The 19,411-nt window shown below is 42.4% G+C and carries 15 protein-coding genes and 2 tRNA genes; 4 read left to right on the top strand and 13 right to left on the bottom strand.

Going from position 1 to position 19,411, the window contains the following annotated elements:
• Positions 1-83: 83 nt before the first annotated feature.
• Positions 84-1,235, bottom strand: coding sequence for a DEAD/DEAH box helicase (locus tag B3S92_RS02460; protein WP_296202370.1), 1,152 nt, complete (start codon positions 1,233-1,235; stop codon positions 84-86).
• A gap of 314 nt (positions 1,236-1,549) precedes the next feature.
• On the bottom strand, positions 1,550-1,765 hold the full coding sequence (locus B3S92_RS02455; protein ID WP_037032066.1) for a cold-shock protein: 216 nt from the start codon (positions 1,763-1,765) through the stop codon (positions 1,550-1,552).
• A gap of 468 nt (positions 1,766-2,233) precedes the next feature.
• Between B3S92_RS02455 and aroQ the strand changes: the two genes are divergently transcribed.
• Positions 2,234-2,719 carry a type II 3-dehydroquinate dehydratase gene (gene aroQ / locus B3S92_RS02450; protein WP_296202368.1) on the top strand — a complete coding sequence of 162 codons (486 nt, stop codon included), beginning with the start codon at positions 2,234-2,236 and terminating at the stop codon, positions 2,717-2,719.
• Positions 2,720-2,884: 165 nt separating this feature from the next.
• A complete protein-coding gene (locus B3S92_RS02445; RefSeq protein WP_296202366.1) occupies positions 2,885-4,183 on the top strand; it encodes an AarF/ABC1/UbiB kinase family protein in 1,299 nt (432 codons plus the stop codon).
• 44 nt (positions 4,184-4,227) lie between these two features.
• Here the strand turns inward: B3S92_RS02445 and B3S92_RS02440 are convergent, their stop codons facing one another.
• The gene (locus B3S92_RS02440) at positions 4,228-4,995 is read right to left on the bottom strand and encodes a HesA/MoeB/ThiF family protein (RefSeq protein WP_414706985.1); all 768 of its coding nucleotides are present in this window, start codon (positions 4,993-4,995) and stop codon (positions 4,228-4,230) included.
• Positions 4,996-5,523: 528 nt separating this feature from the next.
• On the opposite strand from B3S92_RS02440, the gene B3S92_RS02435 reads away from it, so the two are divergent.
• The gene (locus tag B3S92_RS02435; protein WP_296202363.1) at positions 5,524-6,756 is read left to right on the top strand and encodes an NnrS family protein; all 1,233 of its coding nucleotides are present in this window, start codon (positions 5,524-5,526) and stop codon (positions 6,754-6,756) included.
• 51 nt (positions 6,757-6,807) lie between these two features.
• Here the strand turns inward: B3S92_RS02435 and B3S92_RS02430 are convergent, their stop codons facing one another.
• Positions 6,808-7,248, bottom strand: a complete 441-nt coding sequence (locus B3S92_RS02430; protein ID WP_296202360.1) for a CopD family protein — start codon at positions 7,246-7,248, stop codon at positions 6,808-6,810.
• A 141-nt stretch (positions 7,249-7,389) separates the two neighbouring features.
• Here B3S92_RS02430 and B3S92_RS02425 point away from each other — a divergent pair, with 141 nt between their 5' ends.
• Entirely contained in the window at positions 7,390-7,902 is a 513-nt protein-coding gene (locus B3S92_RS02425) for an Rrf2 family transcriptional regulator (RefSeq protein ID WP_296202358.1), read from the top strand.
• 155 nt (positions 7,903-8,057) lie between these two features.
• On the opposite strand, the gene B3S92_RS02420 is transcribed toward B3S92_RS02425, so the two are convergent.
• The 9 genes from B3S92_RS02420 to trpA all read right to left on the bottom strand — a co-directional run bounded on the left by B3S92_RS02420 (position 8,058) and on the right by trpA (position 19,318).
• On the bottom strand, positions 8,058-9,485 hold the full coding sequence (locus B3S92_RS02420) for an aldehyde dehydrogenase family protein (protein ID WP_296202355.1): 1,428 nt from the start codon (positions 9,483-9,485) through the stop codon (positions 8,058-8,060).
• A gap of 324 nt (positions 9,486-9,809) precedes the next feature.
• Positions 9,810-9,886, bottom strand: a tRNA-Asp gene (locus tag B3S92_RS02415).
• Positions 9,887-9,942: 56 nt separating this feature from the next.
• A tRNA-Val gene (locus B3S92_RS02410) sits at positions 9,943-10,018 on the bottom strand.
• A 207-nt stretch (positions 10,019-10,225) separates the two neighbouring features.
• Positions 10,226-11,395 carry an HlyD family type I secretion periplasmic adaptor subunit gene (locus tag B3S92_RS02405; protein WP_296202353.1) on the bottom strand — a complete coding sequence of 390 codons (1,170 nt, stop codon included), beginning with the start codon at positions 11,393-11,395 and terminating at the stop codon, positions 10,226-10,228.
• Positions 11,396-11,397: 2 nt separating this feature from the next.
• Positions 11,398-14,037: a type I secretion system permease/ATPase gene (locus tag B3S92_RS02400; RefSeq protein WP_296202351.1), complete on the bottom strand. Its 2,640-nt coding sequence runs from the start codon at positions 14,035-14,037 to the stop codon at positions 11,398-11,400.
• A 70-nt stretch (positions 14,038-14,107) separates the two neighbouring features.
• Positions 14,108-15,658, bottom strand: coding sequence for a TolC family protein (locus tag B3S92_RS02395; protein ID WP_296202349.1), 1,551 nt, complete (start codon positions 15,656-15,658; stop codon positions 14,108-14,110).
• A gap of 426 nt (positions 15,659-16,084) precedes the next feature.
• Positions 16,085-17,413 carry a bifunctional tetrahydrofolate synthase/dihydrofolate synthase gene (gene folC / locus B3S92_RS02390; protein WP_414706984.1) on the bottom strand — a complete coding sequence of 443 codons (1,329 nt, stop codon included), beginning with the start codon at positions 17,411-17,413 and terminating at the stop codon, positions 16,085-16,087.
• Positions 17,414-17,479: 66 nt separating this feature from the next.
• Positions 17,480-18,352 (bottom strand): acetyl-CoA carboxylase, carboxyltransferase subunit beta, encoded by an 873-nt coding sequence (gene accD, locus B3S92_RS02385; RefSeq protein WP_296202629.1) that lies wholly within the window; start codon positions 18,350-18,352, stop codon positions 17,480-17,482.
• A gap of 141 nt (positions 18,353-18,493) precedes the next feature.
• The gene (gene trpA / locus B3S92_RS02380; protein ID WP_296202343.1) at positions 18,494-19,318 is read right to left on the bottom strand and encodes a tryptophan synthase subunit alpha; all 825 of its coding nucleotides are present in this window, start codon (positions 19,316-19,318) and stop codon (positions 18,494-18,496) included.
• Between the last annotated feature and the right edge of the window lie 93 nt (positions 19,319-19,411).

The raw sequence follows: 19,411 nt of genomic DNA, 5'->3' as shown, positions 1-19,411 counted from the left end.
TAACACATAACAAATAGGGCTACTGAAATCAGTAGCCCTATTTGCATTTAGTGTTTTATATTTTTAATTACAGCCGTAGCCAATTAATCTAGCTGCTCAAGTTTCAGCTTGGTATCTAAATGAGCTTCAATTGCCGGTAAATTAAAGGCATCATCTTCACTTACGAAGCTAATGCTAACTCCTTTTTGGCCGGCACGTCCGGTACGCCCTATACGGTGTACATAATCATCAGGCTGATCGGGCAAGGTGTAGTTCACCACATGGCTAACATCATCCACGTGAATACCGCGTCCCGCCACATCTGTCGCCACCAGCACCTTGGCATTGCCGTTTTTGAATTTATCCAAGTAACGTTCACGCTTACTTTGATCGACATCACCGGAAAGCATGACCACGTTGTGCTCTTCTCCCAATCGGTTATACAAGCGCTTAACCTGATCTTTTCGGTTCGCAAAAACAATGACTTTATCTGCCTGTTCAGAGGCCAAAATACGGGTCAAAGCCTGATATTTATCAGCCTCTGTTAACAGGTAGAAGTGTTGCTCGACCAAATCACTGGTCTTATGCTCAGGCTCAATCTCAACAAAAACCGGATTCAATAGCCATTTATAAGCTAAATTCATAACATCTTGGTTAAAAGTTGCTGAGAATAATAAACTTTGTCTATCGGTATTGGGCGGCATGTAACGCATCAATCGCTTAATATCAGGAATAAAACCCATATCCAGCATACGGTCCGCTTCATCTAATACAAAAGCTTCGATGCGGTCCAAAAAGACATGACCTCTATGGATCAGGTCAATCAGACGGCCTGGTGTTGCAATCAAGATATCGGTAAATTCTTGGTCCAAAGCTGCTGTCTGTTGCTCATAATCTATCCCGCCCATCACACAAACACTATGTAACTGGGTATGTTTGGTCAAAGCAATGGCATCCTCAAAGATTTGATTGGCAAGCTCGCGAGTCGGTGCCAAAATTAATGCTCTTGGCTCTCCCAAGTATCGCTTTTCATCGGGCTGGAAGGGGCGCTTTAATAAAGCTTCTATGATGGTAATAAGAAAAGTGGCTGTTTTCCCGGTGCCAGTTTGTGCTTGACCAATGGCATCTTGTCCCGCTAACGTGTGCGGTAGAATCTGGGCTTGGATCGGCGTCAACTGAGTGAAGCCTAACTCTTCGACCGACTTTAGGACACTGTCACTTAAATCCAAATCGTTAAATTTAATAAAATCATCCATTAAACTTCCTTAGTGTTTACGTCATTTATGGTTATTAGTACGCTACTTTGGTGATTGCTTAGCCGGTGTCAGCAAAACGCTAGACCCTCTTTAAATAACTCTATTTTAGCTATGGCCTATTTTTAAGCTATTATAGGTCATTGCCATCACCAATGCCTAAGTTAGATAAGGATAATTATTCGCGTTCAATAAAAAAAGCCAACATATCAAATCCAATTTAGCAGTAATGCTATTAAGATTTGACACATTGACTTTTGGATCAATAAACAGGCAGGCTAATAAGATTTATCAACCTCTGAAATATTGAATTTATATTAAGCGTCTATTTTAGTAACTTCTTCAGCTTGTAAGCCTTTTTCACCTTCAGTAACCACAAACTCTACTTTTTGGCCGTCCTGAAGTGAACGATAGCCGTCACCTTGAATAGCGCGGAAATGAACGAAGATATCCTCACCGCTTTCACGTTGAATAAAGCCAAATCCTTTTGCATCATTAAACCACTTAACAGTACCTTGCTCACGAGCTGACATAATCTACTTCCTAAAACTTAATTAACAAAACTTCAATTAAACCCCAATTAATAAAGCATGTAGGCTCAAGGCCTAAAATGCCTATACTGGGTATAAGAAGTGGCTATTGGCCACTAGTAACCAACATAGACCTTATAATGCTCACAACTTTAGAGTCAGTTGTTAACTTATAAAAATATTAAAACCGCATATTTCTATTTCTGTTACATTACAGACATGTTTGTTATCTAAAACTAATCATAGCACGCCATTTTATTAACACAAAGTGTTTTAACATAACTTTCACACTATCTTGCTATTTTTTTAACCTTTTTTTTCATCTTTTAGTGACTAATACCTTTAAATATCTGTACTTAGTCAATATTAATGATATAAAACTCGGTATAGTATTATAATTATTACGCAGACCAAATTTTTAAGCTAAAGATAAAGTTTGACTTTATAACCGCTATTTTTATCGAGTTTATTATGACCCAGCCTATATCAAAGCCTGTTTATCGTAGAATTTTATTAATTAACGGCCCCAATTTAAATTTATTGGGATTACGTGAGCCTGAAATTTATGGGTATACCACCCTGCAAGATATTGAGCAGCGTCTAAATAACACTGCTGAAAAACACCATATTGAGCTAATTAGCATCCAATCCAACCATGAAGGTGATCTGGTAGATGCTGTGCAACATCATGGCTTATTGGCAGATAGCGAAGATAAAATTGATGCAGTTATCATTAACCCCGCAGCCTTTACTCATACTTCAGTCGCTCTGCGCGATGCTTTATTGGCCATCAAGAAGCCTTTTGTAGAGGTGCATCTCTCCAACATCCACAGTCGTGAGCCGTTTAGAGAGCACTCTTATTTCAGTGATAAAGCAGTGGGTGTGATATGCGGCTTGGGTCACTTAGGCTATGATATGGCGCTAAACTATTTTATAGAGAGCTTATATAAGGCATAAGCACTTCTATAGCTGTCTAAGTCACTTCTAAATAAGTAATAATTAGCCAACGCTACACTAACGATATGGGTCAGCAAATGACCTATAATAATGACTATTGTTTTGGTATTTTTTGAACACTTGTCCCCCTTTTAAGACCCCGATTAAGGGTTAAGGCAATATATTATGGCATCCTCAAGCAAACGTTTTATGAAACTTGCCGGCATGACGGCAAGCATCGCGGGTAAAGCAGCAAAGAACTCTATCAAAAGCCTTTCAACTGATGAGAATAAGCGAGCAGAAGCACGCTCACAAATGCTACAAGATGTGGGCATTCAAATCGCCGAAACTTTGGGCGAGATGAAAGGGGCGGTCATGAAAGTGGGTCAAATCGCCTCGCAGTACAAAGAGGTATTTCCGCCTGAAGTTGCCGCGGCTTTAGAGAAGCTACAAAATAATGCTCCGCCTATGCCTTACTCCCAAATTAAATCGCAAGTAGAGCGCGAGCTTGGTATGCCTATTGAGGAGGCCTACCTTGAGTTTGAAGAGCAGCCGTTCGCAGCCGCTTCTATCGGACAAGTGCACAAAGCAGTCCTGCCTAGTGGTCAGGCCGTGGTAGTCAAGGTTCAGTATCCAGATGTCGATAAAAACTGCGACAGTGACTTAAAACAAGTCAGAATGGCGCTAAAGATGACTGGCGTGTTAAGCATGAGCCGCGAATTACAAGACCAGATATTTGCCGAAATACGTGACAGTCTAAAAGACGAACTAGATTACCTAAAAGAGGCTCAAAACTTAGCCATATTTGGTGCTTTTCATGCCGATGACCCTGGGTTAATCATTCCCAAGGTCATTAAAAGCCACTCTACCAAACGTATTTTAACCCTCACTGAGGAGTTAGGTGAGCCGTTAAGTGTTGCCGCCACTTGGGATAATGAGATAAAGCAAAAGATTGCGACTCGCCTGTTTCACTTTAGTGCCGGTCAACTGTTTGAGTTGTATCGTATGCATTGTGATCCTCACCCAGGTAACTTCGCTTTTCGTCCCGATGGTAGCGTTATTGCCTATGACTTCGGCGGTATTCGAACCTACAGTGATGCTGAAGTTCAATTATTTAGACGCTTTGCCCTGCATGCTTTAAAAGGAGACGTTACCGCACTGGAGCAAGATTTGGTGACGTTGGGCATCCGCCGAGAGGATGAAGTATTGGTGCCGGGTAGCTTTTACGAAAAGTGGCTGCAAATAGGATTAACCCCTCTATCCATCGCTCCTTACCACACTGGGCCCTTTGACTTTGGCAATAGTAATATTCACCATGAAGTGATAGGCCAAGCCAAACAAGGGCTAAAATACTTTAAGCAATTTCAGCCCTCAGCGTCGACGATGATGGTAGATCGTACAGTGTCTGGACAATACTGGAACCTGGTTAACTTAGGGGTTGAGATTGACCTTAGCCCCTTAGTGAAAGAGTATATTCAGTTTTAAACCTGATACTGAACCTTAAGCTAATGTTTTAATAAGACCTTAAGTTAGCTGGCACAAACTCGGCATTTCTTATCTTGTCGATAACGCAGTTTATGCTGGGTCATGGCGCTGCCGTCCCAAATCAGTAACTGACCTTGTAATGGATTCTGCCCTCGACCCAAGTACTGCAGTGCAGCATTGGCCTGAAGGTTACCCATAATCGTAGTGGTACTTGCCAGCACGCCTGAATTTGCACAAGTCTGAGTCTGGCTACTGTCATTTGCCTCAGACTCTAGCGCCTCACCAAATACACAGTGATAACAGCCATTTTGCTTGCTGGGCTCATATAACGCCAATTGCCCAGACATACCAATGGCAGAGGCTGACAATAAAGGAATATTGTGGGTCACACTGACCTGATTCAGTAACTCTCTGGCTGCGAAGTTATCGGTACAGTCCAGCAGTAAAAAAGGGGCATTGCTGGCTTTGGCCTTATCGACCAATAACAACGAGGCGGCATTTTCAGCAGTCAAGCGTTGATGAGCATAGCTTACCTTCACAAATGAGTTGATTTTTAATAGCGCCTCATATGCTGTTTTGGCTTTACCTTGACCAACATCCTCTACCGTAAATAAGGTTTGACGCTGTAGATTACTCGGCTCAATGATATCGTCATCAATAAGATGGATTGCGCCAACTCCTGCGCGAGCCAAAGTCTCTGACACCGGACAGCCCAGCCCCCCTGCCCCCAACATAACCACGGTGCTGGATTTTAATCGCTCTTGAGAGGAGATATCCCAGCTGGGTAGCAGTATCTGACGCGAATAACGCATTAACTCATTATCGCTAAGAGTGACATCGTACACTTGGTTTGACACAGACTTATCCTTTTATAAACTCTTTTTTATAGCCGTTAGATTGTGGCTATGATAACAAATTACTCTGCTAAGATAGAGAGACAAAATTTGCTCAACCATCTATTAATGATAATTACTATCATTTACTTTGTAATGATTTTAGCTTATAATATCTACCAGTTACTTATTATCAATCCTTGTTATAACCCTTTGATTTATAAGGATTAACTGTTAAGATATGAACTTCAACCTTGTCTTATAACAATAATAACTAAAATCGTAATTTCGCTTTCTCCACCCCCTATTTGACTAACATCATCTAGGGGTTTTTTATTGCTGTCCTTATTTATTATTGGTGCTCATAAAGGTAAATCAATACGCTATCAATATGGCTACGAACTGGGTATAATAATAACATTCATTTTATATGTATGTTTTAAAGCTCATTCATACCTATATTTCCTATTTTAGCGTGTTCATTTATTACCTTATTAGAGGCGCTATATGTTACAGATTCAGCCCCCAAATAAACCCCTTTATTCCCCGCATCCTATTTTAAATTTGGGCTTCCGCATATTTTTTAGCGGTGGCGCTATTTTTGCTATCCTTATCATGGCGCTGTGGATGTTTATCTTTCTCGGCCACACCCAAATTAATGCCACCCAAATTAATCCTTTTTATTGGCATGCGCATGAGATGCTTTATGGGTATGCCATGGCCATTATTGCTGGATTTTTATTAACCGCAGTTAAGACTTGGACAGGAATGATGATGCCCTATGGTTATCGTTTAGGGGCCATCTTTGGCTGTTGGCTACTTGCCCGTATAGCTTGGGCAGCATTAGGCCTAGGGTTAACTGCCTTTCCTGTGTGGCTGGCTATAGCAATCATATTTGACTTGCTATTTATGGGGCTAACTGCTTGGGTGATCATCAAAGCGGTCATGGCCGTTAAGCAATACAAACAGATGGGCATTATCTCTAAGCTGGTGTTACTGACGATAGGTAATGGCTTGTGTTATTGGGGGATTTTTACAGCAGATCAGGACTATTTACGTATTGGGGTTTATTTGGGGCTATATTTGGTTATGGGAATAGTGCTCACCATTGGTCGCCGAGTGGTCCCCTTCTTTATTGAGCGAGGACTTAGCTTCGATAGCAATCAAGAAGTTAATGTCAAAAACAGTAGAACCTTAGATGTGTTAAGTCTTGGCTCATTTTTAATATTTATGATTGCTGATGTCTTTTATCCCAACCCTTATTTAGTAAGCACTAGTGCCTTTATCGTGGCTCTAGTCAATTTTCTACGACTCATCGGTTGGTATCACCCTAGATTGTGGCAAAAACCCTTACTTTGGTCGCTGTTCGTAGCCTTTTTAGGCATGTGTATTAGCTTCTTTTTGTTCGCCCTTCAACCTTGGCTCGCCTTTAATCACAGCATTGCTGTCCACGCTTTAGCCTTATCCGGTGTGGGCATGATGACCGTAGCGATGATGGCTAGAGTTTCTTTAGGACATACCGGTCGCAGCATTCATTCCCCACCAAAAACTCTAAACTTTATGTTCGCTTTGATGGCGCTGGCTTTTGTCTTTAGAGTAGTCATGCCCCTGATTGCCCCTGACGCTTACTTGATGTGGATTATGCTGGCTCAAAGTGCTTGGATAGGCTGCTTTGTCTTATTTTGCTTCAGTTATTTGGCCATACTTGCCAAACCCAGAGGCGATGGTTTATTTGGTTAATTTTATTTACAGGGGCAAGTTAATTATAAAGACTGAGTCAATTTGTTATAATTAACTTAGCCCTGTTCTAAATAACGAGCCGACGACAACAAAGCTCACAGACAATAGCGTAACGGCCATAATATGTAGGGCAAAGAAGCCCAATCTAGCGACTGACAAAGTGGGGATAACTCTAAATCTGGCGTGCAATGCAACCAAAACTGTAGCCGCCAATAGGATTAATTTTGTAGTGATTAATACACTTAAATCATTGTCAAAACCAAACCATAAACTAACATCAGGTAGCAGCCTGTAGGCCATCCATAGCCCTGTTATAATTTGCAACACTAAGGCCGGCATTCCTATTTTTTCAAACTGCTCTTCAAAAGCCATTAAACCTGTCATCTCTTGAGCTTTTAAGGCTTTTGGCAGCACCACCAGAGATAATATTAAATGCCCTCCAGTCCAAATTGTCGCTCCTAATAAATGAGCTATCAATATATAATTTAGCATAACCATCACTACCTATCTGTTGCCTCACGCCAAAAGCGTATTAACAACAATTATAACAGTATTGACCAAAGCCAAAATAAATAAAGCTATTAAAACCTTCAATTTTTATTGTATTTCATTTTTATCTAAGGGGTAAAATATATGCGCCTTACCAACTATAGTGATTACGCGCTACGTACCTTGATGTATCTTGCGGTCATTCCTGAGCGTGAAACGTTGGCAACGATAACCGACATTGCCAATAGCTATCAAATCTCTCGCAGTCATTTGACTAAAATCATTCATCAACTGGCTCAAATTGGTTATATTGAAAGTATTCGCGGTAAAAATGGCGGTATCCGTTTGGCAAAGCCTGCTGAAGACATCATTCTTGGCGAAGTCATTCGTCAAACAGAGCCTGACTTTCAATTGGTGCCCTGCTTTGCTCAAGTCACCACAAAATTAACGGGCAAGAGCACTGAGCCCCAACCTCTCAAAACCCCTAAAAAACCGGCTGAAATATGCGAAATAACTCCGGTTTGTAAATTAAAGTCAGTATTTTATCAGGCGACTCAAGCCTTTTTGCAAGTTATGGACAGCTATACCCTTGCCGATATAGTCGCCAATGAAGAAGAGTTATGGCAAATTCTTAAGTTTCAAAAATCGTCGCATTAAAAACTCTTTACTAAAAAAAGCAGCCTTATCATAGAATAAGGCTGCTTTTTTATTGTTTATAAATCAGTTATTTATATCAGTTGCTTATATATCACTTACTGACAAAATAATGACTCACTGATGACTGTAAATATATCTTTAGGTATAAGCTACCCCTAGTCTTTTACTACCATCAAACGTATTTCCGTCATATCTTCGATAGCGTATTTTACCCCTTCACGGCCAAAGCCAGAGTCTTTTACACCGCCATACGGCATATTATCAACGCGGAATGTAGGCACATCATTAATAATTACCCCACCCGCTTCAATAGTATCCCAAGCCTGCATGGCTTTTTTGATACTAGAAGTATATACCCCGACTTGTAACCCAAAGCGGCTGTCATTGGCAAGCTCGATTCCTTTATCAAAATCATCATAAGCTTCTAAAATCATGACAGGACCAAAAGCTTCGTCCTTATATAGCTTAGACTCATGACTCACATTCTCAAGAATGGTGGCATTCATAACAAGGCCTTCAGCCTCCCCGCCACACAACAGCGTAGCCCCATCTCGTACTGCCTCTTTAATCCATTGATCAATACGCTCTAACTCTGCTTTATCAATCATAGGACCGATCACCACATCAGCATCGCTAGGATTGCCGGCTTTGACTTCTTTGGCCAAGGTCACAAGTTTGTCTTTGACCTGTGAGTAAATATCTTTATGAATAAGTACCCGCTGCACGCTGATACATACCTGACCTGCTTGACTATATCCGCCGGTAATCACTCTAGGCAGAGCGGTTTCTAAATCTGCATCTGGCTCAATCATCACCGCTGCATTCCCACCTAGCTCTAGTACTACCTTTTTCTTACCGGCCCGTGCTTTCATATCCCAGCCCACTTTATCAGAACCCGTGAACGACAATAGTTTGATACGCTCATCAGTGACTAATTTATCGGCAACCTTTGATGACATAGGTAGGATTGAGAAAGCCCCTTCAGGCAAATCTGTTTCGGCCAATATTTCAGCAATTAAGAGAGCGCCAATAGGCGTATAGCTTGCCGGTTTTAGAATAAAAGGACACCCTGCAGCAATGGCTGGGGCTATTTTATGAGCCACTAAGTTTAAGGGAAAATTGAAGGGGGATACAAAGCCGCACAGCCCAATAGGCACTCTTTTACTAAAGCCGCGATACCCTGCACCAGCTTCTGTGACCTCTAACGGAATAACCTCGCCTTCAGACAAGGTGGTTACCGCATCAGCGGCAAACTGGAAAGTGGCAATTAAACGTTTAACTTCTGCTTTAGCAGCCCCTTCTGGCTTACCCCCTTCAGCAATTAATGCTTCCGTAAACTCATCAAACCTTTCGTTAAATTTGGCCACACAGTCCAGCAAAATGCGCTGCTTTTGATAAGGTTTTAAGGCCTGCATGGCCGGAATGGCTTTGACCCCTGCAGCAATGGCTTGTTCTAACAGCTCTTCATCGGCACGGGCCACTTCAGCCACGATTTGTTGATCATACTTATTGACTACTTCTAACGCCTCATCTGCGCCTTCATGGGCTTTATTGGCTAAATATAGAGGATAAAAATGCTGCATAGGTCACCTATTATTTTGTTTGTTGTATTAGATATTTTATTGATTTAATTTTTAAAAATTTTCTTGGTTTAGACTTGGTTTAGAGAAGCCTTATTTCTACACTCGTCATAATAGAACACAGTTAATAGCATAGATAATGCGTAGTGCGGATACCATTGCTTTTTGTTGTTGATTTTATAAGAGATGTTTAGCACGCACTGCACTGAAAAAACAGAATCTATAATGCAGCGGGCAGAATCAGAAGACACAAAAAAACCTCAAGTAAATTAATACTTGAGGTTGAAACTGTGCGCTTAATTAAATAAGCAGACTAAGTTTTAAATATGGCGCAGCGGACGGGACTCGAACCCGCGACCCCCGGCGTGACAGGCCGGTATTCTAACCAACTGAACTACCGCTGCTTAGGTCGCTTTAGAATGTTTAGCCACTTTCTAAAAGAAGTGGTTGTATCAAAATATGGTGGGTGATGACAGGCTCGAACTGCCGACATTCTGCGTGTAAGGCAGACGCTCTACCAACTGAGCTAATCACCCTAAGCTCTCGCTCTGTGGGTGTGTATTATATACATTTAAAACTGTGTGTCAAACCTTTTTTGCAAAAAATTGAATTTATTTCAAAAACTTCCCCAAAAGCAGGTTTAACACCCAGTTATTCAGAGCATCCCACTTGCTAAACCCTACCTAGCTACCTATCTTCTTTATTTCTACCTCTAAAAATCTAAGGCAGGGGGATGAGTGTTATTAGCGCTCCCCTAAGCCTTCAGATAAGGTCTTAGTGATCGGCTTGGTTAAGTAAGACAGAACGCTACGCTCCATAGCCTTAATATCAACACTGGCAGTCATACCCGGCTTGATAACGATTTCATCAGCTCGGCCGGCAAACTCTGCCTTACCAATTTGAATAAGAACGCGGTAATAAGGCTCTTCCCCTTTTGGGGTTTGCTCCATTAAGGTATCTGGACTGATATAGGTCACCTTGCCATTCATCGCCCCAAATATAGAGAAGTCATAAGCATCTAATTTAACGGAGGCGGTCTGACCCTCTTTCACATAAGCAATATCACCTGGGCTTACTTTGGCTTCGACAATAAGATCACTGCTGGTAGGTAGTAATTCCATAATCACTTCGCCCGGCTTAACAACACCGCCAATGGTTGTGATATTAATGTTATTCACCTTACCATCTTGAGGAGACAATAAGCGTTTTTCTTCAAGCACCTGGGTTCGGTCACGCAGTTGCTCAAGCTCACTATCAAGCTCTTCTTGAGCTTTGGTCATTTCTGCCTGTGCTTCTTCGAAGTATTTATTACGCTTGTTGTTAATCTGAGCCTCAATTTCAGCGACTTGGCGACGTAGCTTAATCACATCGGCTTGACTCACATCCCCATACTGTAACAATGGCTCGTTCATATCCAGCTCTCTTTTTGCCAGAACCAGCATTTTTTCTAACGAGGAAACCTCTTCATTAATGGCCTGTCTACGACGATTATACAGCTGAGTTTGGTTTTCTACATATTCAGGATACTTACGCACACTATCAGGAAAGGTTAAAGGACGATCAAAGATTTCAGCATTCAATCGGGCCAGCTGAGCCTCCAACGCAGCAGATTTAGTGGCAGAGCTGTCATAAGCTGCTTTTGCTCGCTCCTCTTCTAGCACCACTAAAAGCTGACCTTTTTTCACCTCATCCCCTTCTGAAACTAAAATTTCAGTAAGGATGCCCCCATCAGACGCCTGTATCTGCTGAGTTCGAGCACTAGCAATCACCGTGGCTTTCGCACGGGTTACTTGGTCAATCTTGGCAAAGTAGGCCCACACTAGAAGTATCGTGATGCCTATAAGGGCAATCCAGATTGTGAGACGAGCACGGCCAATTTTTGGCTTAGTGGGAGTATATTGATATTCAGACATGCCTATTTCTCTTCAGATGTGGGGTTAATAATAATGGTGTTGTGCTTAGCCTCAGTTGATGGCTGCGGTTGAGAGGCTGCAGTATCATTTGTAGAAGCCTGAGTTTCCCTCGCACCCCTATTGTTACCGTTGATAGAGTCAGTTGCCTGAGAGTCTGTACTGCTTCTTTCTGAAGGTGGCTTAATGATAATCTTCGATTTTGCAATACCTGCAACTTCGCCTTGATCATTACCTTGAATCTTACTTTGTGCGCTATCATCTAGGTTTTGTGTAGCTGACTGTGGCTGTCCGTTAGAACTCAGTTCATTTTGGTCACCTTGTCCTCTAGTTCCATCACTAGGGTTATCATTCGGTGCTTGTGGATGCTGTGGACCCTGAGGTTTTGGCGCCTGTGGTGAGGCTTTAATTGCCGCTCTTGTGGCGTCCTGCTGAGTTACTCTAGTTGGACCACCTTGTCGCTTGGCTTGCTCATTCTGCATAAGCTGTTTAAGAACCGCCTCTTTGGCCCCATCCATGACAATTTGATGGTTATCCATAATAATAATGCGATCTACCAAATCTAATAAAGCTGTCTTATGAGTGGAAACCACCAAAGTTTGACCGTGTTGCAGCTCATTTCGTAATACTTGTATACAGCGCTGCTCCTGACGGTTATCCATCGAAGCCGTAGGTTCATCTATCAGGAATACCGAAGGTTTGGTTAATAGCAATCGGGTAAAAGCCACCAGTTGTTTTTGTCCGCCTGATAAGCCGCGTCCCCCCTCACTAATGGGTAAATCCAGACCGCTTGAGTGGTTCGAAACTAGGTTAATAAGACCTGTTTTTTGGAGGGCATCATGCAGCACATCATCATTGGGCGCTGGCATGCCGATAAGTAAGTTTTCACGCAAGGTACCTTGAAACAAACGGTGATCTTGCTGTAAGTACCCTATTTGCTCACTTAACGACTCACGACTGATTTGTTGAATGTCTAACCCATCTATTAGGATACGACCAGAAGTTGGTGCATACAGTCCAGAAAGTAGTTTTAGTAGTGTTGATTTACCAGAGCCAATAGGACCCAAAATGGCTATCCGCTCACCGGGCTGAATAACCAGTTTTTTGATAGTAACTGCAGGACGATCATTACCTGTATAGTTAAATACCATGTCATCGACCTGATAATGACCCTTAATCTTAGTCGGTGATAAAGGGTAGTTCACGCCATGGTTGTCTTGCTCAAGAGCAAAGATAGACTCGATCATACCTTTGGCGGCTTTGGCATGAGAATACTGTACCAACAAGTTGGGAATAGACATCACTGGGGCCAATACTCGTCCGCCTAGAATAGAGGAAGCAATCAAGCCACCCATAGTCATATCCCCTCTCATCACTACGAATGAGCCGGTGATTACAATACCCACATAACTGGCCTGCTGTAGCATTTGTGCAAAATAACTCAAGTTATCATTAGCATGCTTCATATCCAGGTCATTTTTAATAGTGACATTCATCACATCAAGCCAACGCGATAAAAACTTCCAACTGCCCGCGCCGGCTTTAATGGTCTCAACCCCTTCTACCGTTTCTACCAACAAACCTGTTTTATAATAAGAGGCAGAGGCTCCTTCAGCAGCAATGGCATCAATCTTTTTACGAGCACTTAAACCCATAGCTATGGCAATAATGGCGGCGATAATAGGCACTAAAGCCACTAAAGGTGAGGCAATATAAGCGATCAAAGTAATGAAGATAATGGTCATTGGTAAATCGACCAGACCAAATAAGGTACTGGCCGTAAAGAAGCTACGTACCTGCTCATACCCTCTTAACTGAGCAGCCATAGAACCTACCGACCCTGGCATCTGATCAATACGCACTTTTAACAAACGCTGAAATACTTCACGTGATAAATACTGATCTAGCCCTACTACTACCTTATCCATGATTTTGGATCGAGCGAACTTCATAAAAGCTTCGAAGATAATAATTAAAGCCACCCCACTGGCTAGAATAATTAAGGTGTATTCACTGCGAGTAGGAATAACTCGGTCATAGACCTGCATCGAGAACAAAGAAACTGCTAAAGCTAAGAAGTTAATTAAGAAAGAGGCGATTACCGCTTCTACTACCACCCCTTTATAATTAAACAAGTCTTTTCTTAGTAGCTCGGTAAAGGTGGCGTTTTTCTTCTTGATATGGTCTTCTTTTAAACGCAGACGCATCACCAGTTTTAAGTCATCTAAGGTAACTGGGCGAGTTTGGGCTTCTTGACGCAAGTTCCAAGCCCCTTGCGGACTTTTGCCATCGATTACCCCCCAACCATAGTGGGCGTGATAAGCCAGCAGAGGTAAAAATGCAGCATCTGGCTGTTGAAGAATCTCTGGTGACTCCTCAATCCCTAAGCCTCTTAGCACCCCTACAAACCCACCTAGAGTATTTATACCTCGGCCTTGCTCTTCAGCTTTGGGATTATTATGCTTTCTAATCACATCTTGTAGGCGAATATTATCTACTGGATAACCTTGCTGACTCAAAAGATGACGTAAGGCATCAGCTAAGGATTGCGATATAGACACTTCAGGAGAGCTAGGCACCAACTCATGGTGTGACCCTGTGTTGTCTGTCTCTAAATTATCTGATCGATATTGGTTAGTACTCATAATTATCACTTATTAAATATTTTTATAATCGCAGGCAGCAGATTGTGTGATTGTTTTGCTGATTTATTTTTTATTTACTATAAGCTTGGTTATCATCAGTATTTTTCAGCTCAGATTTTTCCACAGTAATACTGGTAGGATTGCCTTGCTCATCAATCATAATATAAGCACCCTGATCGAGCTGTTGCTCAAGATAGGCTGGTAAGTTGACTTCAATATACTCATCTTGTGTCTTAGGCGACTGCCCATATCCAAACTGTTTACTTTGTGCCTTGTTCTGTTGATTATTAACCCACTCTTTTACCGGGTCTTGAACATTAAACATTCTTACAGGCTGACGATTATGAGCATAAACTTGCCAAGGCATCAGGCTAAAATCCACCTGAAGTTTATAAAATGAGCCTAGAATATCGGAGCGAGTCTGTACCAAATTCACTTGATAGTCGCTTAACTCGCGAACCGCGTTTAACACTTCTAACCACGACTTGCGGCCCGCGATAAACTGACGTTGATAAGAGTCAAGAACAATTTGCGCCCCGGCTACTGCAGACACCAAAGACAATTCACGACTTTTGGCACTGGCAAATTGCTGATACTGAATCTGGATGTTCTCCATCACCTGACGCTGAGCGGCTTCTTTATTTTGAATTAAGCTGTTGACGCGTGCTTCAGAAGCCCGAGTTAATGCCAAATTCGAGAACCCAGCGCCAGGCTGATAATCTAAGCCCACATAAAACTGACCATCATCTTCATTAGTATCATGGTCATACTCGTGCCTATATTCAGCATAAACAACAGGGTATTTACTGGCACTTTGAGCCTTGACTTCTTGCTTAGCAGATTCAATCTGGAACGCCTCTTTCACTACAGTCGGGTTGTAAAAACTGGCTTCATTAAAAGCCATTTTCTCAAAGCCCATAGAAGCTCTTTTTACTTGATCTACCAAAGCACTTAGCTGCGGAACATTGTGTTCACTGCCCCGAGGTAATGCCCGCCCTGTGATTTGTTGCAGTCGGGCCTCAGCAATATGTTGCTGCTCTTTGGCGGCTTCATAAGCATTGGTTTCTTGCAAAATACGGTTGGTAACTAGATCCAACTCAATACGGGCCGACACCCCTTGATTGACTCGGCGCTGCATCATTTCTTCAAATTTACGTAACTGAGTGATGGTTTCTAAATAAACACGCTGTTGGGCGACTGCATTAATATAGGTCTGCCAAGCTTCAATAGTGGTTTTAGCTACTTGGTTTTGTTGGGCATAGATGTTTTCAATGGCAGCTTTATCATCAAATATGGCTTGGTTGACGTTGGCAGTTAATCTACCGCCGGTCCATAAAGGTTGACGAATACCCACCTCTGAGACGATATCATCATTGTTGCCATAGCTTGTTGAAATGCTAGGAGTCGGCAACAGGTTTAGCTTAGCCGCATTTATGCCTTCCATAGTGGCTTGTTGTTCGGCTCTCGCTGAACCCACTAAGGGATGGGTTTCTATCGCCTGAGCAATTAAAGAGTTAATCTGGACGTCAGTGACCACCGTATTGGCCTGGCTCGGTAGACTACAACCGAGTAATAAGGACAAAACCAGTAGCAATTTATTTTTATTAGAGCTTAACATCATAATGTGTTTACTTATTCTATGAAGGATAAAGCGCTGCAAAGGCACCCAGGTGTAACATAATCATTTAGGCTTAACACCCATCTATTTATTAGCTATTGAGACTAAAATCACTAGTATTATAAAGGATTATATTGCAATACTACTACATTATCACGACATATATCGATTAATATTCAATAATGAGTAACAATTAAATCTAACATTGAGTATAATATTTCTAACAAATAGAGATAATGTTTATTTTATATTATTTATTAAAAATAGCCTGTACTCAGGATAAAAACTAGATAGTAAAGCAGACAAAAAAAGCAAGAGACCCATGATCCCTTGCCTTTATGTAAACCAAATAGTTATCAATATTCGTTATTAAATCAGTATTAAAAATCTTATATCAGAAATCATAAACCATTCAATAATAGACTGCCTCTAAATTAGTGGCTGTAGCACTTCACCTATGGTGTGAAATGAGCCGCAAACTAAGATAGGATCTTCAGTACCAGTCGCTGCTATCACTTTCTCACCAATAATGGCTAAATTTTCATAGCTAACAATATTTTGTTGATTGTTTTTTTGTAGCACTGCAATTAATTGCTCTACTTCTGCTGCTCTAGGGTGATCAATCATTGCCACATGCCAGGTCTTAATAGGTAACTTTGAGTCGACCAGCAACTCCACCACCTGGTCGATGTCTTTATCTGCCAGCATAGAGAATACGATATGTAGCTCGGCTGCCGGATGGTCTGCTTTGTGCTGTTGCCACATAGGCTGGAACTGACTCAGTAAGAAGGTCATACCGCGCTCATTATGCGCCACATCAAACAACCATTGACGCTGTGCAATCTCTCTGGCATCAAAACGTCCTGCTAACTTAACGGCTTGCAGTCCAGATTTAATATGCTCAGGGGTGATGGTCAGCTCACTAGCCAGTACAGCAGCTACCGCATTATTACTATTAATCAAAGACAATTTGGGCTTAGGCAGTTGCATGCTTATGCTAGCGCTACTAAATTGCCAAACTTCATCTTGTTCGGTAAAGTCATAATCTTTACCTACCTGATAATAAGGGCAGCCCAGCTGTTGGATCTTATCCATCACAGACTGCGGCATATCTGGCTCACCATAGATTAAGGGTATGCCCTCTCGTAGAATACCGGCCTTCTCAAAGCCAATCTTCTCTCTAGTATCGCCAAGCCAATCAACATGATCAATGCCAATATTGGTGATAACAGCCAAATCAGGATTAATGATATTGACCACATCCAAGCGGCCGCCTAGCCCCACCTCTAGAACCCAAACATCACAGTCTGCTTGCGCAAAAATAAGCATTGCAGCCAAGGTGGTCATCTCAAAAAATGATAGCGTTAAGTCACAAGCTAAACGAGCTTGTTCGACCTCATAAAAAGCCTCAATTAATACTTGGTCTCCCACAGGTTGTCCATTAATACGCACCCTTTCATTAAAGTCTATCAGGTGTGGCGACTGATAAAGGGCGGTGTTATAGCCGGCTTGTTGGCAAATTTCACTAATAACTGCGGTGGTAGAGCCTTTGCCATTGGTGCCTGCGACAGTGAACACATAAGCATCATCTTTGGCAGACTGTATCAGGCCTAAATGATTGGCCACAGGCAGCACCCGAGACAAACCCATGTCTATTGCTGAGACATGTATCTGCTGCATGTAATAAATCCAGTCCGATAAAGGACTGGATTGGTTGGGGGGATTGACAACTGTTGTGGGGGTTGAAGGAGTATTAATCACGATGCCTCTCAGCAAAAAAATAAAAACCAGTTAACCTACATAAAAAAACCAAGTCGATTCAGCTTAGCTTTGCATCAGCTTAGCTAATAAACGATGCACGGTATCATTTAGCTGGTGACGGTGAACCACTTGGTCGATCATCCCATGCTCTAATAAGTACTCTGCCCGCTGAAAAGGCTCCTCTAAAGTCTGTCTAACCGTCTGCTCAATGACCCGTTTACCGGCAAAGCCAATCATGGCTTTCGGCTCAGCAAGGTGGATATCGCCTAGCATAGCCAAAGAGGCAGTCACTCCCCCATAAACAGGATTGGTCAGCACCACAATATAAGGCACCCCTGCCAGACGCAATCGTTCAATAGCGGCTGCAGTTCTAGCCATCTGCATAAGCGACAGCACCCCTTCTTGCATACGGGCGCCACCAGAGGCCGCAAAACAGATTAACGGTATTTTTTGTTCAAGAGCTACTTCTGCGGCCTCAACAAAACGATCACCAACCACGGATCCCATTGACCCACCCATAAAGCGGAAGTCGAAGGCACAAGCCACCACATCCATCTCGCGCAGCTTACCTTTAAACACAATCAAGGCTTCACTTTCACCGGTTTTTTGTTGCATTTGCTGCATGCGCTGCGGATAAGGCTTACTGTCTACAAAACTTAAAGGGTCACCAGTATGAAACTGCTGACCCAGCTCTTGCTCGATCTGATCCAAAAAATCAGCCAAACGCTCACGAGCGGTCATGGCTAAGTGATGATCGCAATGAGGGCAGACATAACTGTTAAAAATCAAAGCCGTATTGGTGGTCATAGAATGACACTGCGGACACTGAGTAGAAGGCTCAGTCTCTACCGCTGTCAATTGCGGTAGCGTGTGACGCTTCACTCTGGGGACAGGACGCGACAGCCAAGTCTCACATTTAGGCTCTGTGTTAGCCATCTTCTTATCAGACTGTGATCCACAGTCCATGGTAGCGTCAACCGCTTTTTTATTGGGCTGAGTCTTGGTCGGTTTACTATTATTTGTCATAAGTACATCAAATTAATATTAATAAAAAAGTATTTACAGCAAGCTTTTGGGCTAAGCCAATTGATCTAAAGCTTGGCGTAGCTCATCCATTTTATCCATAATTTTGGCTTGAGCAGCTGAAATCTCATCAGCACTGGAGTTACTGTCTAAACCTGTAAAGTTCTTCACCAACTCACTACCCACGATTACCCCATCAGCATGCTTCCCAATGGCAGCTGCTGACTGACCATCACGAATACCAAAGCCCACACAAATAGGTAGGTCCGTCTCTTTTTTAATGGCCTGAACCTGTTCTCCAACCGCTGCTGTATCTAGACTTGCAGAGCCGGTAACCCCTTTTAGCGAAACATAATAAATATAACCGCCACAATGGGTCATAACTTGCTTACGACGTTCAGGTAAGGTCGTGGGCGATAATAAGAAAATCTTATTCATATTATGCTGTGCCAGACGCTGTACGAAGTCCCCCGATTCAGCAGGCGGTAAATCCACTACTAACACCCCATCTACACCGCAGTCGTCACACAATCTAATAAATTCATCATAGCCAATAATCTCAATAGGATTTAAATACCCCATTAAAATCACCGGCGTAGTGCTGTCAGTTTCTCGGAATTTTTTTACCATTTGTAAAGCTTGATGGATGCTGGTGCCCCCTGCCAGAGCGCGCTCGCCTGCCAATGCAACTGTCGGTCCATCGGCCATCGGGTCTGAAAATGGCAGTCCCACTTCAATCATATCCGCTCCATGGGTCACCAAGTCGTGCATCAGGCCCACAAAGCTGTCTGGAGAGGGATCGCCTGCCATTACATATGGTATAAGGGCTTTTTTATTTTGTTGTTTTAAGTTTTCAAATGCGGTTTCAATTCGGGTCATGATATTCCCTTAATAAATAAACGGGTCGATACTTAGTAAAACTGAAGGGGGTTGACAGTCTTTAAAACCTTTAAGCTCTTAAAAACTGCCTCT

Source organism: Psychrobacter sp. UBA3962 (genome assembly GCF_002385225.1).
Classification (GTDB): domain Bacteria; phylum Pseudomonadota; class Gammaproteobacteria; order Pseudomonadales; family Moraxellaceae; genus Psychrobacter.
Note: the sequence above shows the minus strand (reverse complement) of the source record. Positions and strands in the feature narration are given on the sequence as shown.

What these genes read in the sequence shown, in the direction of transcription:
- B3S92_RS02460 (WP_296202370.1), bottom strand. Translation starts at nt 1,235, where the DNA reads ATGGATGATTTTATTAAATTTAACGATTTGGATTTAAGTGACAGTGTC.
- B3S92_RS02455 (WP_037032066.1), bottom strand. Translation starts at nt 1,765, where the DNA reads ATGTCAGCTCGTGAGCAAGGTACTGTTAAGTGGTTTAATGATGCAAAA.
- aroQ (WP_296202368.1), top strand. Translation starts at nt 2,234, where the DNA reads ATGACCCAGCCTATATCAAAGCCTGTTTATCGTAGAATTTTATTAATT.
- B3S92_RS02445 (WP_296202366.1), top strand. Translation starts at nt 2,885, where the DNA reads ATGGCATCCTCAAGCAAACGTTTTATGAAACTTGCCGGCATGACGGCA.
- B3S92_RS02440 (WP_414706985.1), bottom strand. Translation starts at nt 4,995, where the DNA reads ATGCGTTATTCGCGTCAGATACTGCTACCCAGCTGGGATATCTCCTCT.
- B3S92_RS02435 (WP_296202363.1), top strand. Translation starts at nt 5,524, where the DNA reads ATGTTACAGATTCAGCCCCCAAATAAACCCCTTTATTCCCCGCATCCT.
- B3S92_RS02430 (WP_296202360.1), bottom strand. Translation starts at nt 7,248, where the DNA reads ATGCTAAATTATATATTGATAGCTCATTTATTAGGAGCGACAATTTGG.
- B3S92_RS02425 (WP_296202358.1), top strand. Translation starts at nt 7,390, where the DNA reads ATGCGCCTTACCAACTATAGTGATTACGCGCTACGTACCTTGATGTAT.
- B3S92_RS02420 (WP_296202355.1), bottom strand. Translation starts at nt 9,485, where the DNA reads ATGCAGCATTTTTATCCTCTATATTTAGCCAATAAAGCCCATGAAGGC.
- B3S92_RS02405 (WP_296202353.1), bottom strand. Translation starts at nt 11,395, where the DNA reads ATGTCTGAATATCAATATACTCCCACTAAGCCAAAAATTGGCCGTGCT.
- B3S92_RS02400 (WP_296202351.1), bottom strand. Translation starts at nt 14,037, where the DNA reads ATGAGTACTAACCAATATCGATCAGATAATTTAGAGACAGACAACACA.
- B3S92_RS02395 (WP_296202349.1), bottom strand. Translation starts at nt 15,658, where the DNA reads ATGATGTTAAGCTCTAATAAAAATAAATTGCTACTGGTTTTGTCCTTA.
- accD (WP_296202629.1), bottom strand. Translation starts at nt 18,352, where the DNA reads ATGGCTAACACAGAGCCTAAATGTGAGACTTGGCTGTCGCGTCCTGTC.
- trpA (WP_296202343.1), bottom strand. Translation starts at nt 19,318, where the DNA reads ATGACCCGAATTGAAACCGCATTTGAAAACTTAAAACAACAAAATAAA.